Source organism: Nocardia sp. NPDC058244 (assembly GCF_042882065.1).
Taxonomy (GTDB): domain Bacteria; phylum Actinomycetota; class Actinomycetes; order Mycobacteriales; family Mycobacteriaceae; genus Nocardia.
This window is the reverse complement of record NZ_JBHVWX010000009.1, coordinates 174,260-190,877: the sequence shown is the minus strand read 5'-3', so window position 1 is coordinate 190,877 and position 16,618 is coordinate 174,260. Positions and strand designations below refer to the sequence as shown.

13 protein-coding genes and 1 pseudogene are annotated in these 16,618 nt (G+C 69.9%); 7 read left to right on the top strand and 7 right to left on the bottom strand.

The window, feature by feature from the left end; translation table 11 throughout:
- Positions 1-10 precede the first annotated feature (10 nt).
- The gene (locus ACFVW6_RS27400; protein ID WP_378826062.1) at positions 11-883 is read right to left on the bottom strand and encodes a glucosyl-3-phosphoglycerate synthase; all 873 of its coding nucleotides are present in this window, start codon (positions 881-883) and stop codon (positions 11-13) included.
- A 215-nt stretch (positions 884-1,098) separates the two neighbouring features.
- Between ACFVW6_RS27400 and ACFVW6_RS27395 the strand changes: the two genes are divergently transcribed.
- Positions 1,099-2,436, top strand: coding sequence for a TerD family protein (locus ACFVW6_RS27395; RefSeq protein WP_378826058.1), 1,338 nt, complete (start codon positions 1,099-1,101; stop codon positions 2,434-2,436).
- On the opposite strand, the gene ACFVW6_RS27390 is transcribed toward ACFVW6_RS27395, so the two are convergent.
- The gene (locus ACFVW6_RS27390; RefSeq protein WP_378826056.1) at positions 2,406-3,350 is read right to left on the bottom strand and encodes a LysR family transcriptional regulator; all 945 of its coding nucleotides are present in this window, start codon (positions 3,348-3,350) and stop codon (positions 2,406-2,408) included. The two genes, ACFVW6_RS27395 and ACFVW6_RS27390, sit on opposite strands and share 31 nt — an antisense overlap.
- Before the next feature lie 135 nt (positions 3,351-3,485).
- Between ACFVW6_RS27390 and ACFVW6_RS27385 the strand changes: the two genes are divergently transcribed.
- From ACFVW6_RS27385 to ACFVW6_RS27360, 6 genes and pseudogenes are all read left to right on the top strand, one after another.
- Positions 3,486-4,880, top strand: coding sequence for an MFS transporter (locus ACFVW6_RS27385; RefSeq protein WP_378826054.1), 1,395 nt, complete (start codon positions 3,486-3,488; stop codon positions 4,878-4,880).
- Complete coding sequence (locus ACFVW6_RS27380; RefSeq protein WP_355271913.1) at positions 4,877-5,623, top strand: 3-hydroxybutyrate dehydrogenase; 747 nt, start codon at positions 4,877-4,879, stop codon at positions 5,621-5,623. The genes ACFVW6_RS27385 and ACFVW6_RS27380 overlap by 4 nt, the downstream gene beginning before the upstream one ends.
- Positions 5,620-7,563, top strand: coding sequence for an acetoacetate--CoA ligase (locus tag ACFVW6_RS27375; RefSeq protein WP_378826051.1), 1,944 nt, complete (start codon positions 5,620-5,622; stop codon positions 7,561-7,563). The genes ACFVW6_RS27380 and ACFVW6_RS27375 overlap by 4 nt, the downstream gene beginning before the upstream one ends.
- 217 nt (positions 7,564-7,780) lie before the next feature.
- Complete coding sequence (locus ACFVW6_RS27370; protein WP_378826049.1) at positions 7,781-8,707, top strand: hypothetical protein; 927 nt, start codon at positions 7,781-7,783, stop codon at positions 8,705-8,707.
- Positions 8,708-8,863: 156 nt separating this feature from the next.
- Positions 8,864-9,358, top strand: a pseudogene (locus ACFVW6_RS27365) (exonuclease domain-containing protein); the annotation flags it as partial.
- Between the two features lie 205 nt (positions 9,359-9,563).
- On the top strand, positions 9,564-10,640 hold the full coding sequence (locus tag ACFVW6_RS27360; protein WP_378826047.1) for a TerD family protein: 1,077 nt from the start codon (positions 9,564-9,566) through the stop codon (positions 10,638-10,640).
- Positions 10,641-10,657: 17 nt separating this feature from the next.
- Here ACFVW6_RS27360 and ACFVW6_RS27355 read toward each other — a convergent pair whose 3' ends face one another.
- Genes ACFVW6_RS27355 through cysD form a run of 5 tightly spaced genes read right to left on the bottom strand, consistent with a single transcriptional unit; the run spans position 10,658 to position 16,563 of the window.
- Positions 10,658-11,791, bottom strand: coding sequence for a sulfotransferase (locus ACFVW6_RS27355; RefSeq protein WP_357347259.1), 1,134 nt, complete (start codon positions 11,789-11,791; stop codon positions 10,658-10,660).
- Between the two features lie 17 nt (positions 11,792-11,808).
- Positions 11,809-12,594, bottom strand: a complete 786-nt coding sequence (locus ACFVW6_RS27350) for an SDR family oxidoreductase (protein ID WP_355271921.1) — start codon at positions 12,592-12,594, stop codon at positions 11,809-11,811.
- Positions 12,591-13,808 (bottom strand): hypothetical protein, encoded by a 1,218-nt coding sequence (locus ACFVW6_RS27345; protein ID WP_378826043.1) that lies wholly within the window; start codon positions 13,806-13,808, stop codon positions 12,591-12,593. Before ACFVW6_RS27345 ends, ACFVW6_RS27350 begins: the two co-directional genes overlap by 4 nt.
- Positions 13,805-15,658 (bottom strand): adenylyl-sulfate kinase, encoded by a 1,854-nt coding sequence (gene cysC / locus ACFVW6_RS27340; RefSeq protein WP_378826041.1) that lies wholly within the window; start codon positions 15,656-15,658, stop codon positions 13,805-13,807. The genes ACFVW6_RS27345 and cysC overlap by 4 nt, the downstream gene beginning before the upstream one ends.
- On the bottom strand, positions 15,658-16,563 hold the full coding sequence (cysD, locus tag ACFVW6_RS27335; protein WP_357347253.1) for a sulfate adenylyltransferase subunit CysD: 906 nt from the start codon (positions 16,561-16,563) through the stop codon (positions 15,658-15,660). The genes cysC and cysD overlap by 1 nt, the downstream gene beginning before the upstream one ends.
- Positions 16,564-16,618: the final 55 nt, after the last annotated feature.

Here is a 16,618-nt window from a genome sequence, read left to right as displayed (position 1 = left end):
GTTCGTCGTGTCAGGCGATCTCGCGCTGGGTCGCGATCAGCTGTGTCATCGGGGGCCGGTCGGCCAGGCTGACTTCGGACGGCATTCGCTGCCAACCCGATTCGCCCGGCAGGAACTGCACGAGGCCGATCCCGGAGTCCCGGATGCCGAGCCGGTCGAGCAGTGTCGCCACGACCTGCCTGCTCATCACCGCCAGTTCGTGCGTCGGCCGGTTGCGGTGCCGCCGGACGCCCAGATCGACCTGGGCGATCGCCGACAGACCGTGCCGCTGCCAGCAGTCGATGAGGATCCCGATCTCCGCGCCGTAGCCGCAGGCGACGGAGATGCCGCCGAGAAATGTTCGGGTGGCGGCGTATTCGCCGCCCAGCGGCTGCACGATCTCGGCCAGGGCGGGCGCGAGCGCGGTGAGCAGCGGGCGGGCGACGAGCTGGGTCACCCGCCCGCCGCCGTCGGCGTCCCCACTCGGCAGCGGCCGCCGGTAGAAGCCCTTCACCAGCGCGAGCCCCGGATCGTCGAGCAGCGGGGCGACCAGCGTCGGGACGAAATCCGGGTCCGGCTCGACCAGATCGCCGTCGAGGAAGACGAGCAGATCGCCGGTGCTCACCGCCAGCGACCGCCACAGCACTTCGCCTTTGCCCGGCCGGGGCGCCACGCCCGGTAGCGCCTCCTCCCGGGTGTACACCGCGGCGCCCGCCGCGCGGGCCCGCGCGATGGTGCGATCGGTCGAGCCGGCGTCGATGACGAGCAGTTCGTCGACCAGCCCGCCGAGCCAGGGCCGGACGGCGGCGATCACCCCGGCGATGGTGTCCTCGTCGTCGAGCGCGGGCACCACCACCGAGACCCGGCGACCCAGCTTGCGGTCGATCAGTGCACGGACGTCCATGGCGACCAGTGAACGACACCGGTCCCCGCGGGCGCCACCGATCCGGGTGAATCCTGTGAACGACGCCAACGGTCCGGGTGGCCCGCTATCGGCACCGACAGTCCGGGCACCCGCTGCGCGGGCTCGCGCGATGCCCGGCCCCCGCGGCCGTGACCCGGGTACCGTGGGCTGATCGCGGGTAGCGACGAGGGCAACGACCGGTGGAGGGCGGCGTCATGACGGGAAGCGCGACGATGGTCGAGGTGTCCAAGGGGTCCAAGACCGATCTGGTCGACGGGCGCTACATGGTGCGCATCGATCTGGACGGTCCGCCCGGCGCGGTCGACGTGTCGGCGGTGCTGGTGACCGCGGCAGGCCGGGTCCGCTCCGACGCCGATTTCGTGTTCTTCAACAATCCGTCGGCGCCGGGTGTGCGCCTGGAATCCGATGCCGTGGTGTCGGTGGATCTCACCGCCGTCCCACCCGAGATCGAGCGCGTGGTGATCGCTGCGAGCACCGAGGCCCAGGGCCTGCGGTTCGGGGAGGTCAGTGGGCTGCGGGTGGCGGTCGCCGGAGCCGGGCAGGCGCTGAATTTCGTTCCGCCGGGGCTGGATTCGGAGACGGTGCTGCAAGCGGTGGCGCTGTATCGGCGGGGGAGCGGGTGGCGCCTCGACGCGATCGGGCAGGGGTACAGCGCCGGGCTGGCGGCGTTCGCGACGGAGCACGGGATCGTGGTGGACGACGAGGAACCGGCCGCGGCCGTCGCGCCTGCCGGTGCACCGGCGAAGCCCGCTGCGCCGCACCCGCGTCCGGCGCCGCCGAGCCCGCCGGCGATCGACCTCCGCAAGGTCGACGTCGTGCTCACCAAGGACTCGCCCGATCGGCGCGCCAGCATCGATCTGCGCAAGGGCGACCCGGGCTACGTCCTCACCGTCGGCCTCGAATGGGACGGCCGCGGTGCGCAGTACGACCCGAGCGGCCGCGTGACGAAGTTCGGCAAAGGCGACCTGGACGTGTACTTCTTCTGCCGCAACGAGATCACCGGCGACTACGTCGTGATCAGCGGCGAGAAGGGCCACCAGGGCGACCTGGCCGTGTGGCCGTTCATCCACCACCAGGGCGACAGCCGCGGTCCCGGCGCGAAGAACCTGCCCGCCACCGAGCAGGTCATCGTGCGGCCCACCGAGAACGGCGACCTGCTGCTCAACGTGTACCAATCCGTCGACAACGGCGCGGGCGCGATCGACACCTTCGGCAAGCCACGCGTGCGCGTCCGCTACGGCCGTCCTGGTCGCGACGGGCTGCCCGGCCCCGACGCCGATCAGATCACCGTCGTCATCGGCAACGGCAAGAACTCGTTCTGGGCCACCGTCGCCCACATCGATGTCCGTGACGGCATCCTCACCGTCGACGGCACCACCCGCTACAGCCGCGCGTTCAGCGAACGAATGCCCGTCCTCGACACCAGGGGGACCTGGCTGCGGTCGGCCAAGAACGGCCCGGTCGGGCGCAGCAAGAGCAGCAACGGCCTCGGCCTCAGCCACTACGCGGGCCGCTGCCCCGACCCACGCTGAGCACCGAGGAGTTCCGCGCGCCGTTCCTCGACGGTGGCGCGTAGCGCGTCGACGACGGCGGCCACCTCGGGCCGCCGCAGCGTTTCGGAGCGGATGACGAGCCAGTAGGTGAGCTGCACCCGCACCTGTCCTCCGAGCACCCGAACGAGATCGTCGTGCCGGTCGGCCATGAAGCACGGCAGCAGGCCGATCCCGGCCGCGGCCCTGGTGGCCTCGACGTGCACGAAAACGTTGGTGGACGAGACGGATCGGCGCATGTCGGGCGCGAAATCGGTGGCCAGGTCGAGATCGTCGACCTGCAGGATCGACTCGATGAAGTAGACCAGCGGATAGTGGCGCAGGTCCGCGACGGCGGCCGGGGTGCCGTGTTCGGCGAGGTAGTCGCGCGCGGCGTAGAGACCGAGGCTGTAGTCGCCCAGCCGGATCGCCTCGGCGCGATGGACCTGGGGCTGCCCGACCACCACTTCGATGTCGAGTCCGCTGCGCTGGGTGGACGCGCGCCGGGTGGTGGCGACGATGTCGACCGCCACCCTCGGATGCGTGCGCTGCACCCGCGCGGCGGCGGGCGCGGCGAGATAGGCGCTGAATCCGTCGGTGGCCGAGAGCCGCACCACCCCTTCGAGTTCCCGCTCCCCGTCCGCCGTGCCCAGTGAGCGCACCGCGGTCTCGATGGTCTCCGCGGCGGCCAGCGCCGCGCGCCCGAGCTCGGTCAGCTCCCACCCGCCGGTGACCCGGGTCAGCACCCGGCCGCCGACCGCGCGCTCGAGCGCCGCGATCCGCCGCGAGATCGTCGTGTGGTTGATGCCGAGTTCCTCGGCTGCGGTGACATAGCGGCCCGATCGGCCGACCGCCAGCAGAACCAGCAGGTCATCGGCGCTCGGACGCCGACCCGGATCAGACGAGGTCGCGCTCATTTCTGCATCTTCGCAGATTACGGGTGCGAACTTGGCCATTGCGACCGGATTCGATCTGCACGAATACTCTTCGCATTGCTAGTGGGCCACATCACATTCCTGGCGTGAGGTGGTCTCGATCACCAAGGAGCAGTGATGAGCGTCCGCAATGCGACCCCGGCGGCCGGTGAGGACCGCGCCCCGAGCGGTCTGCGCCGAGTGGTAGCCGCCTCGATGGCAGGCACCGTCGTCGAATGGTACGAATTCTTCCTCTACGGCACCGCCGCCACCCTCGTCTTCAGCAAGGTGTTCTTCGCCAAGGGCACCAGTGATCTGGACGCGATCCTGGCCGCCTTCGTCACCTACGCGGTCGGCTTCGCCGCGCGCCCGCTCGGAGGCATCGTCTTCGGCTACTTCGGTGACCGCTACGGCCGCAAGCAATTGCTGCAGCTGAGCCTGGTCCTGGTCGGCGGCGCGACCTTCCTGATGGGCTGTCTGCCCACCTTCACCCAGATCGGCTACTGGGCACCGGCGCTGCTGGTGACCCTGCGGTTTATCCAGGGCTTCGCGATCGGCGGGGAATGGGGTGGCGCGGTCCTGCTGGTGGCCGAACACAGCCCCAGCCGCAGCCGGGCGTTCTGGTCGAGCTGGCCGCAGGCCGGTGTGCCCGCGGGCAATCTGCTCGCCACGGTCGTGCTGCTCGTGCTGACCTCGACGCTGTCCGATGCCGCGTTCCTGAGCTGGGGCTGGCGCGTGGCCTTCTGGCTGTCGGCGGTGGTCGTGCTGGTCGGCTACTACGTGCGCACCAAGGTCACCGACGCCCCGATCTTCGTCGAGGCGCAGCGGCAGATGGAGCACGCCAAGGCCACCTCGTTCAGTGTGTTCGAGGTGCTGCGCCGGTACCCGCGCGGCGTGTTCACCGCCATGGGGCTGCGCTTCGGCGAGAACATCATGTACTACCTGGTGGTCACCTTCTCGATCACCTACCTGAAGGTGCACGTGCACGCCGACACCACGACGATCCTGTGGTGGTTGCTGGCCGCGCACGCCGTGCACATGATGGTGATCCCGCTGGCGGGCCACCTCGGTGACCGGTTCGGCCGTCGGCCCGTGTATCTGGTCGGCGCCCTCGCCGCCGCGACGTGGGGCTTCTTCGCCTTCCCGCTGATGGATTCCGGCCACAGCCTGCTGATCCTGTCCGCGATCATCATCGGCCTGGTCTTCCACGGCCTCATGTACGCCGGTCAGCCCGCCCTCATGGCGGAGATGTTCCCGACCCGGATGCGCTATTCCGGTGTGTCCCTGGGCTATCAGGTCACCTCGATCGTGGCGGGCTCGCTCGCGCCGATCATCGCGGTCAAGCTGCTGGACTCCTACGGCTCGTCGGTCCCGATCGCGGTGTACCTGGCGGTGGCCGCGGCGATCACCGTGATCGCGGTGCTGTGCGCCAGGGAGACCAAGGGAATCGACCTGGAGTCGCTCGACGCCGCGGATGCCGCCGAGACCGTGACCGCGCCGGCGCCGGTGCCGACCAAGGTTGTCCCGGCATGAGCGACCTGATCGGACGCAAGGCCCTGGTCACCGGCGCGGCGGGCGGGATCGGCGCGGCGTGCGCGCACGAGCTGGCCGCGCGCGGCGCCGAGGTGACCGTCGCCGACGTGAACGAGCTGGGTGCCAAGACCGTGGCCGCCGAGATCGGTGGCCACGCCTGGGCCGTCGATCTGCTCGACGTCGACGCGCTCGCGGAACTGTCGCTGTCGGTGGACATCCTGGTCAACAACGCGGGCGTGCAGACCGTCAGCCCGCTCGAGGACTTCCCGCCCGCCCGGTTCCGGCTGATCCAGACGCTCATGGTGGAGGCGCCGTTCCTGCTGATCCGGGCCGCGCTGCCGCACATGTACGCCCAGGGTTTCGGCCGCGTGATCAATGTGTCCTCGGTGCACGGCCTGCGCGCCTCGCCGTTCAAGGTGGCCTACGTGACGGCCAAGCACGCGCTGGAAGGACTGTCGAAGGTGACCGCCCTCGAGGGCGGCCCGCACGGCGTCACCAGCAATTGCGTGAACCCCGGCTACGTGCGAACACCGCTGGTGGACAAGCAGATCGCGGAACAGGCCGTGGCGCACGGCATTCCCGAGCGGGAGGTGGTGGAGAAGGTGCTGCTCACCGAGAGCGCGATCAAGCGGCTGATCGAGCCCGAGGAGGTGGCGGCGCTGGTCGGCTGGCTGGCCTCCGACCACGCGGGCATGGTCACCGGCTCGTCGTATGTGATGGACGGCGGGTGGAGCGCGCGATGACGAGTGTGACGGTGGCGCCGCAGTGGGTGCCGGGCTCGCTGGATATCGAACAGGCGCGGATCACCGACTTCGCGCGCTTCGTGGCTGCCCGGCACCGGGTCGAGGTCGCGGATTATCGCTCCCTGTGGCAGTGGTCGGTCGACGACCTGGCGGGGTTCTGGGGCGCGATCTGGGACTACTTCGAGCTGGGGGAACGGTCGACGGACATCCTGGACGACATCGGAATGCCTGGGGCGCAGTGGTTTCCGGGCACCCGGGTGAACTACGTCGACCAGGTGGTCCGGCAGGCGCGCACGGATCGGCCCGCGATCGTCTCGGTCGACGAGACCGGTGCGATGACCGAGCTGTCGTGGGCCGAGATGCTCGGCCGGACAGCCGGATTCGCGGCTACTCTACGCGAGCTCGGCGTGGGGCCCGGTGACCGAGTAGTCGGCTACCTGCCGAACATCGCCGAGGCGGTGATCGCGTTCCTCGCGACCGCGAGCATCGGCGCCATCTGGAGTGCGTGCGGACAGGACTACACGGCGACGGCGGCCCTGGACCGGCTGGGGCAGCTCGACCCGGCAGTGCTGGTGACCTGCGACGGATACCGCTTCGGCGGCAAGGAACACCGGAAACTCGCGGAGATCTCGGCACTGCGTGCCGCGCTGTCGGGGCTGCGGGCGACCGTGGTGGTGTCGCGGCTCGGTGACACGGTCGACGGTGCGCTCGACTGGGACGTGGTGACCGCGGCGGCGGACAGGGTGCCTGCCACCGAGCAGGTCGCCTTCGACCACCCCCTGTGGGTGCTGTACTCCTCCGGTACGACGGGGCTGCCCAAAGGCATCGTGCACGGCCACGGCGGGGTGCTGCTCGAACATCTCAAAGCGCTGGCGCTGCAGTCCGATCTCGGCCGCGACGACACCCTCTTCTGGTACACCAGCCCGAGCTGGATGATGTGGAACTACCAGGTCGCCGGCCTGCTGGTCGGCGCGACCATCGTCTGCTACCCGGGCAGCCCGACCGCGCCCGCGCCGGATGCGCTGTGGGCCATCGCCGCTCGGGTCCGGGCCACCGTGCTCGGAACCAGCCCCGGGTATGTCCTGGCGTGCGCCAAGGCCGAGTCGGTGCCGCGGCGCGACCACGACCTGTCCGCGTTGCGGCTCGTCGGCGTCACCGGTTCGGCACTGCCCGCGTCGTCGTCGCTGTGGTTGCGGGACAACGTGGGCGACCACGTTCCGGTGTCCTCGATCAGCGGGGGCACCGACATCGTGTCGGCCTTCGCCGGTGGTGCCCGCACGGTGCCGGTGTGGCCGGGTGAGCTGTCCGCCCCCTACCTCGGTGTCGCGCTGGCGGCCTGGGACGGGGCGGGCCGATCCGTGCGCGACGCCGTCGGTGAGCTCGTCGTCACCGCGCCGATGCCGTCGATGCCGATCCGGTTCTGGAACGATCCCGACGGATCCCGGTACCGCGCCGCGTATTTCGACACCTATCCCGGAGTCTGGCGGCACGGTGACTGGATCACCGTCACCGGGCGCGACAGTGTCGTCGTGCACGGCCGCTCGGATTCCACCCTGAACCGGCACGGTATCCGGATGGGCAGTGCCGACATCTACCAGGCTGTCGAGCGGCTGCCCGAGATCGTCGACTCCCTGGTCATCGGTGCCGAACAACCCGACGGCGGCTACTGGATGCCCCTGTTCGTCGTGCTCCCGCATGGCGCCGTCCTCTCCGACGCGTTGCGGACCCGGATCGCCGGCATCATTCGGACCGACGTCTCGCCCCGGCACGTCCCCGACGACATCATCGCCGCCCCGGGCGTCCCGCGCACCAGGACCGGCAAGAAGCTGGAGGTCCCCGTCAAACGCATCCTGCAGGGCGCTGATCCCGGGCAGGTCCTCGACCCGAGCACCGTCGACCACCCGGCCCTCCTCGACTGGTACGCCCAGATCCGCCGCTGAGCCCGGTGGCGGGCTCGCCGCCGACCCGTGCGACGATCGGCGGGAGCCCGCGCGAACTACCGGCGCGTCGGATCAGGCCTGGTCCGAGGGTGTGCGCCGTGGCCCTCCGTGGCACGGTGGCGAGGCGGGACGTAACGTGCGGGTAGCTGGCGCCGACCGCAATGGTGTGGGGCTGGACCAGCGAGGACAGGACGGCAGGCGCGTGACGGTCGGTCGGATGAGACGAACAGTCGTGGTGGCGGGGACCGCGGGAGTCCTCGGCCTGCTCGGATACGGCGGGGTCGCGGGCGCTGAGCCGGCCCTCGCCACCCGCGGTGGGATCAGCATCGCGGGGGTTCCCGGCGCGGAGCGTCCCGCGCGAAGCGACGGTGCCTGGCTGGTTGCCGGGCCGGGCGACCACGGCAACGGCGGTGGCAACAAAGGCGGCAACGGGAACTCCAACCCGGGTAGTGGCAACGGTAATCAGGGCAACGGGAACGGCAACCAGGGCAACAACGGCAATCAGAACCCCGGTAGTGGCAACGGTAATCAGGGCAACGGGAACGGCAACCAGGGCAACAACGGGAACCAGGGCAACAACGGCAATCAGAACCCGGGTAGCGGCAACGGCAATCAGGGCAACGGTGGCGGAAACCAAGGCAACACCCCGAACCCGGGCAACGAACCCGTGCCGGAAGCGCCCGCGGAAGCACCGGCACCCGCTGAGGCGGCTCCCGAAGCGCCGCCTGCACCGGTGCCGGCTGCACCGGACGCCTCCGACCCGGGGCCTGCCGAACCGGGAGGCTCGTCGGCACCGGGAAGCCCACCCGGCGGCGGTGGACCACCTGCCGGACCTGCCCCCGGCGCCGAGGCACCCGCCGGATCTGCCCCCGGCGCGGAGTCACCCGCAGCCCCGGCGCCCAGCGGACCGGGCAGCCCACCCGCCGCACAGGCACCGGGCGGCGGGCCGATTCCCGCGCACGACGTCAGACCAACCAGCGACACCGACACCCTCCCCGAGCCGGACCTGCTCTCCGTGATCGGCGGCCTCCTCGCACTGGGCCTCGCCGGCGGCGGATCCGCCGCGGTGAGCTTCCAAGGCGCCGCCCAAGCCCAGGCCCGCATCGACGCCGCCCGCGCCGAATTCTTCGGCCCGCGCACGTAATCAGGGGAGCGCTCACCAGCTGACCGGCTGCGCGGTGACCGGCTCAGCGGGCAGTGCCGAGCGCCCTGCACCTGGTGCTCGCGAAGCAAGGAGACGTCGTGTGGCACAGCCGAAGTCGAGTCCGATTGCAACGATTCCGGACTCGGCTACGATGCGATGCTCATGCACGGGATGACACAGGTCGGTGCGCACCAGCAGGCAGCGGGGTTCGGCGAGTTCACCGTGGTCGACGTCGAGACCTCGGGCCTCCAACCGAGCAGGCACCGGGTCCTGTCCGTCGCGGCGCTGACCTTGGACAGCGCCGGACAGGTGACGCGCGAGTTCCACACGCTGCTCGATCCCGAGTGCGACCCCGGTCCGGTGCACGTGCACGGGCTCACCGCCGAAGTCCTGCGTGGCTCACCGCGGTTCGCGCATGTGCGCGAGCAACTGTCGTCGCTGCTGACCGGACGGGTCCTGGTGGCGCACAACGCGCTGTTCGACTTCGGATTCCTGGCGAGTGAGTTCGACCGGGCGGGCGGAGTGCTCCCGGTCCGCCGTCGGTTGTGCACCCTGGCACTCGCGCGCCGAGTAGCGGTCCCGACACCGGACTACAAGTTGGCGACCTTGGCCGGCTATTACGGTGTACCGCAACAGAAAGCGCACGACGCGCTCGACGACACCCGGGTTCTGGTGAACGTTCTGCGAGCCTTGGTGGCCGACGCGGCCCGCCTCGGCATCGCGCCGCCCCTGCTGTCCTGCGAACCGACCGCAGGTGATCGCGCAGCGACGACCTGGCCGATCGCGCGGAGCGGCCCGAAGCCGTGCCTACGCCTACCCGGGGCGGTGGGAGCCCGACGCGCCACTGCGGCAGGGCATGAAGGTGGCGTTCACCGGCGCCACCCGGATCGACCGCGAAGAACTGGTGACGCGCGCCGAGGCGGCCGGGCTCGACGTGACCGGTGCGGTGAGCGGTCGCACGAGCGTGCTCGTCACCAACGCGCCGGAATCCGGGACGGGCAAGGCGCGCAAAGCGATCCAGCACGCGACCCCGATCATGGACGAGCCGCGCTTCGTCGCGCTGCTGGCGACGATCGAACCAGGGCAACCCAGGACCTCCCCAGCAGATCAGCCCCCGTCGCGGCGGCGAACCTCGGTGCCGCCGGGGCCGCTGTCCGGGCACCGCGTACTGGTTCTCGGCGGTACCCATGAGCAAGCTGCGCACACCAGGGCCCGGGTCGTGGAGCTCGGGGGATCCGCGGCCGTCAATCTTTCGGCGACCGTGACGGATCTGCTGCTCCTGCCGGGAGGCGACGCGGATCGCCGGGTGCGGAAGGCCGCCGACCTCGGGCTGGCCCTGCACGGACCGGAATTGCTCACGTGGACGCCGACGGCGGAATCCGAGCCTCCGCCCGACGTCCCGACGGCACCCCAGCCGACCGTGCTGGCCCGGGGCCAGGTGATCGATCTGCCGATCGAATCGGACTCCTGGACGTTGCGTGCCACCTGGAACCAGCTCGGTACCGCCGCCGTGGACCTGGTGGCCTTTCTCGTCGACGCCGAGGAGAAGGTCGGCAGTTCCGACGATTTCGTGTTCTACAACCAGCCTGTCGCCGAGGGCGCCAGACTCGCGCAGGAAGGCCCGACCGAGCAGTCGATCGCCGTTTCGCTGGACGACCTCCCCGAGCACCGCGTCCGCGTCGTCTTCGCGGCTGCCCTCGACGCACCAGGGGTGACCTTCGGTGAGGTCGGCGCCATCGAGATCGAACTCGCCGCAGGCCTCGAAGCGAGCGCGGTGATCTGTTCGACCCTGGACGCGGCCACGGTCGAACGGACCCTCCTGCTCGCCGAGCTGTATCTACGGGGCGAGACCTGGCGGTTTCGCGCCGTCGGACAGGGCTATGAGTCCGACCTCGCCACGGTGGCCCGGGGGTACGGGGTCGAGGTCGGGTAGCTCATCGGTGATCTCGCTCAGCTGCCGAAGCGTTCGGCGACCATGTCCTCGGTGAGGCCGTAGTCGGCGAGGGAGTAGTGGTGGGTGGGTTTGCGGTCGCCGGTGCGGCTCTCGTTGTCGAGGGCGGTGATGGCGGTGCGGGCCTCCTCGGTGAAATCGGTGCCGATCCGGGTGTAGATGCGGTCGACGACGCCGAACGGGTCGGCGCGCAGATCGTCGAAGTCGACATCGATGAAGGTGGCGTCGGTGTGCCGGGCACGGGCGGCGGTGAACTCGGCGAGGCCGCGCGCCCACAGATCGAGCTGGGTGCGTCCGATGGTCTCCCCGGTGAAGACGGTCGACCAGCCGCGGGTGGCGTGTTCGTTGAGGCTGCACACCGACGGGATGATGGTGGCCGGGTCACGGTGGGTCTGGATGACGATCGCGTCCGGGTAGACGGCCAGCAGCGCGTCCAGACAGAACAGATGACTGGGGTTCTTGAGTACCCAGCGCCTGCTGTCGTTCATGCCGATCAGCTGCAGATTACGGCGATGCCGCGCGTAGGCGGGGGTCCAGTCCTGTCCCGCCAGCCACTGCGCGTAGCTCGGCACATAGGCCAGGCATTCGTAGGAATGCGAGGTGCCCGACTGCCGCAGCAGCTGCCAGCATTCCTCCACATCCGAGGCACTCATGTAGTGCAGACCCATGAACTCCGGGTTCTGCACCTGATGTTGACGCAGGCCCGCGTCGATCTGCTGGTAGGCCGGATTCTGCGACCAGGTCTCCCGCGGCGGACGCGGCTGCGGGAAGTCGGTCAGCCACATCTCCAGGCCCTGGTTGGCCGGATCGGCCGCCAGCAGCCGGTGCAGCGCGGTGGTGCCGGTGCGGGGCAGGCCGGTGACGAAAATCGGCCGGGTGACCGGAGTGTCGACATAGCCGGGGTTGGCCGCCCAGGCGGCCTCGCTCAGCGCGCGAGCGACCAGGGTGCCGCGCAGGAAGAACCGCGACATCTTGCTGCCGAGTTCGGTGAGCCCGGCCTCGTCACGGTACGAGTCGAGCAGCACCTGCAACGCCTCGGTGTAGTCGTCGGCCCCGAAATCGGTGAGACCGGTGAGTTTGGTGGCTGAGGCGTGCAGGTCGGCCACGGTGCCGACATCGGTGCGCACGGTCATCGAAGGGAGCTCCTTGCTCAGTTGTGGTATTCGCCGCAGTTGACGTCGAGGGTCTGGCCGGTGATCGCCGAGGACCAGTCGGACGCGAGAAACACCACGGCGCGGGCGATCTCCTCGGGTTCGGGCAGTCGCTTCAGGTCGGACTTCGACGCGGTCTGCTCGTACACCTGCTCGACGGTGATGCCGTACTTCTCGGCGACCTGCCCGAAGTACCACTTCAGCTGGTCGGTCCAGATGTAGCCGGGCAGCACGCTGTTGACCCGCACGCCCTTGCCGCCGAGCTCGGTGGCCAGGGTCTGCGACATGGCCAGCAGCGCCGCCTTGGTCAGCTTGTAGCTGCCGTACCGGGGTTCGGAATGCCGCACGACCATCGAATTGATCATCACCACCGCGCCTTTGGCCTCGGCGAGGGCGGGCGCGAACGCCTGCGTCATCCGCAGGCCGCCCAGCACCGTCATGTCGAGACTGGAGCGGATGTGGTCGAAATCGGTGCGGTCCAGCGGTTTCATCGACGGTACCGAGAACGCGTTGTTCACCAGCGCGTCGACCCGGCCGAACGTGTCGACCGTGCGCGCGACCAGGTTCGCGACCGCGGCCTCGTCGGTGATGTCGGTCGGCACACTGAGCGTGGCGCCGCCCGCGGCCTCGATCTCCGCGGCCACCTCCAGCAGCCGCGATTCGGTGCGCGCCGCCAGCACCACCGTGGCACCCGCGGCCGCCGCCTCCAGGCAGATCGAGCGTCCGAGTCCGGGGCCGACACCGGAGACGACGACGACCTTTCCATCCAACAGTGCCCCGCTCATCCGAGCATCCTCTCTGCGAACGCCCGCTGCCGGGCGGCGATCCGGTCGCGCCGGCCCGCGGCGTCGATCGTGTTGTGGTCGAAATGGGGAAGGTGCTCGGCGATCTCGGCGACCGGGACGACGGTGACCGTCGGGCCGTCGGCCTCGGTCATCGGTCGATCGGTGCGCTGCCAGCGGAACTGCAGAATGCCCCTGGTGCGGCCGGTGGTCTCGATCCAGTTGGTGATGCCGGGATCCCGCTCGCTCACCACCATCCGGATCATGCCGTCCGGATCCACCTGGGCCTGGGCGTGATTGAGGCTGGTCTGGTGGTTGACGTAGTCGAGCGAGATGTACCAGAGGCTGCCCAGCTGGAAACCCTGATACGGCGCATCCGATTTCGGCACGGTGATCACCAGCGCCTGATCGTCGGCCAGATCGAAATGGCCCACCGAGGAGTACTGGGTGCTCAGGCCGCCCGGGGTGAGCCGGGGCGCGGTGAGGGTGTTCACCGGCAGGTCGAGGTAGAACCACTTCGGGAAGTTGAACCAGGTGTGCACCCGGGTCAGCAGCATCTTGGCCGCGGCGCCGTAGCGCTTGCGCATCCGGGCCAGGTCCGGTTCGACCGGGGCGGTGCCGATCGTGTCGACCCGCTCGATCCGGATCGAGCCCTTGCGCTCGGTCCAGTCGCTGTAGACCTCGCGGACCGCCAGCATCGACGCGCCCTCGCCGAGCGCGAAGTAGCCCGGTCCGGCGTCCGGCTTGGCGGGGCCGAAGCGGATCGAGAAGCTGCCGTCGTCGGCGATCGGGATCCGGCGGTCGTCGAAGGCGTCCTCGCCGCCGGGCACGTCGGTCGCGGTGTAATCGCCCTTGAGCACTTGGAAACTGAGGTCGACGGTGGTGCCGCGCACGCCGCTCACCACGTACTCGGCGTCCGGCTCGATGTTCGCGTGGTAGTAGAGGGTGTCCGGATTGTCCAAGCCCATCTTGGCGTAGGGCCCGGTCGAGGACACGAAGTACGGATGACTGGTGCCGTGCGCACCGGACAGGCGCAGGCAGGCGGCGACGCTCGCCGCGAGATAGTCGTAGCCCTCGGCCAGATCGGCGTCACTGCGCACGAATTCGGCGCCGGCGATGAGCTTCTCGGCCTGGGCGACCGCGGCGGTGAACGGCGCGGTCAACGGGTCCGGTGGCGCGGTGCTCCCGGCTTCGGTGGCGGTGCTGGAGTGGGTCAACGGTCTGCGATTCCTAGCTCTCGGAGGATATGGGCGGCGATCTCGGCGGGGGTGCCGAGATCGGGGGTGATGACGAGATCGGCGTCGGTGGGTCGCTCGTAGGGCGAGCTGATGCCGGTGAAACCGGGCAGCTCACCCGCGCGGGCCTTCGCGTAGAGGCCCTTGGGATCGCGGCGCTCGCATTCCGGCAGCGGGGTGTCGACGAACACCTCGTGGAACGGCAGCTCGCGCTCGTCGTGGGTGGTGCGTGCCCTGGCCCGCTGCGCGGCGAACGGGCTGATCACCGACACGATCGCGATCGCGCCGGAGTCGGCGAACAGCGCGGCGACCTCGGCGACCCGGCGCACGTTCTCGTCCCGGTCGGCCGCGGAGAAGCCGAGGCCGGCGTTGAGCCCGTGCCGTAGATTGTCGCCGTCGAGCAGATAGGCGGCCCGACCGGCGTCGACCAGTTGGCGCTCCACCTCGACGGCGATGGTCGACTTCCCCGACCCGGACAGCCCGGTCAGCCAGACCGTGGCACCGGCGTGCGCGCGATCGTCGCGGCCGACCGCCGAGCGATGCCAGACCACCGTCGCCGGCGCGGCATGCGCACCGGTGTCGCGTCCGGTGACCATGCCCGCGGCGACCGTCTGATCGGTGACGGGGTCGATCAGGATGAAGCTGCCGGTGCGGCGGTTCTCCCGGTACGGATCGAACAGCAGTGGCTGACGGCTGCGCAGTCGCACCCGGGCGATGTCGTTGAGCGACAACGCGTCCACGTCTTCGAGCCGGTGCAAGGTGTTGACATCGAGCTGGTAGTCGATGGCGGTCACCTCGGCGGGGGAGGTCTGCGCGGCGGTGCGCACCAGATACCGGCCACCCGCGCGCAGCTGCGTGGTCTCGGAGAACCAGCACACCATCGCGTCCAGGTCGGCGCCCTGCTGCGGGCGATTGCCCGGCCTGGCCAGGAGATCGCCACGGCCGATGTCGATCTCGTCGTCGAGGGTCAGCGAGATCGCCATGCCGGTGAACGCCTCGTCGACCTTGCTGCCGCCGGGGCCCCAGATCTCGCGTACCCGAGAGGTGTGGCCTGCGGGTAGCACCACCACTTCGTCGCCCGGCTTGAAGATGCCGCCGGCGACGGTGCCCGCGTAACTGCGGTGATCGAGACCCTGCTGGGCCCGGATGACGTACTGGATCGGCAACCGCGCGTCGATGAGATTGCGGTCCGAGGCGATGTGCACGTCCTCGAGGTGGCGCAGCAGCGGCGGCCCCGGGTACCAGTCCATGTGCTCGGAACCCTCGACGACATTGTCGCCGAGCAGCGCCGAGACCGGCACGAAACTGAGGTCGCCGACCGTCAATTTCGCGGCGAACGCGGCGAATTCGGCCCGGATCTCCTCGAAACGTTCCTGCGACCAGTCGACCAGGTCCATCTTGTTCACGCACACCACCAGGTGCGGGACTCCGAGCAGCGTGGCCAGGAAGGCATGCCTGCGGGTCTGCTCGGACACCCCGGCGCGGGCGTCGACCAGGATCAGCGCCAGATCGGCGGTGGACGCGCCGGTCACCATGTTGCGGGTGTACTGGACGTGGCCGGGGGTGTCGGCGATGACGAACTTGCGCCGCGGCGTCGTGACATAGCGGTAGGCGACGTCGATGGTGATGCCCTGCTCGCGCTCGGCGCGCAGCCCGTCGGTCACCAGGGCGAGATCGGCCGCCTCGCCGCCGCGTTCGGTGCTGACCCGTTCGATCGCGGCCAGCTGGTCGTCGAACAGCGACTTGGAGTCGTAGAGCAGCCTGCCGATGAGGGTCGACTTGCCGTCGTCGACGCTGCCCGCGGTCGCCAGGCGTAACAGGTTGCGGCTCATCAGAAGTAGCCCTCTCGCTTGCGGTCTTCCATGCCGGTCTCGGAGATCCGGTCGTCGGCGCGGGTGGCGCCGCGCTCGGTGAGCCGGGTGGCGGCGGTCTCGGCGATCACCTTCGCCGCGGTGTCGGCCTCGCTCTCGACACAGCCGGTGCAGGTGGCGTCGCCCACGGTCCGGAAGCGGACGGTGGCGTCGAAGGTGCGCTCACCCGGTTGCGGGGTGATGAATCGGCCCGCCGACAGCAGCATTCCGTCGCGTTCGACGACACGGCGCCGGTGCGCGTAATACAGCGTGGGCAACTCGACCTCTTCACGATCGATGTACTCCCAGATATCGAGCTCGGTCCAGTTCGACAGCGGGAAGACCCGGATGTGTTCGCCCTGCTGGTGCCGCCCGTTGTAGAGGTTCCACACCTCGGGCCGCTGTGCGCGCGGATCCCATTCCCCGAACCGGTTGCGGAAGCTGAACACCCGCTCCTTGGCCCGGGCCTTCTCCTCGTCGCGGCGCGCCCCGCCGAACACGGCGTCGAAGCGATGTTCGCCGATCGCCCGCAGCAGGGTGGTGGTCTGCAGCGGATTGCGGGTGCCGCCGGGGCGCTCGACCGCGCGGCCCGCGTCGATGTCGTCCTGCACCGACGCCACCAGCAGGCGCGCCCCGGTGCGCTCGGCGGTCCGGTCGCGGAACTCGATGACCTCGTCGAAATTGTGCCCGGTGTCGACATGCAACAGCGGGAACGGCAGCGGCGCGGGCCAGAAGGCGCGACGCGCCAGATGCAACAGCACCGCCGAGTCCTTGCCACCGGAGAACAGCAGCCCCGGTCGCTCGAAGGTCGCCGCCACCTCCCGGAAGATATGCACCGACTCGGCCTCCAAGGCCGCCAGATGCGACAGCTCGTACCCCGTCTGCACTCGTTCACCCACTTCGTTGTGTGCTCCGCCGGGGGAATCCCCCCGCCGGGTTGCG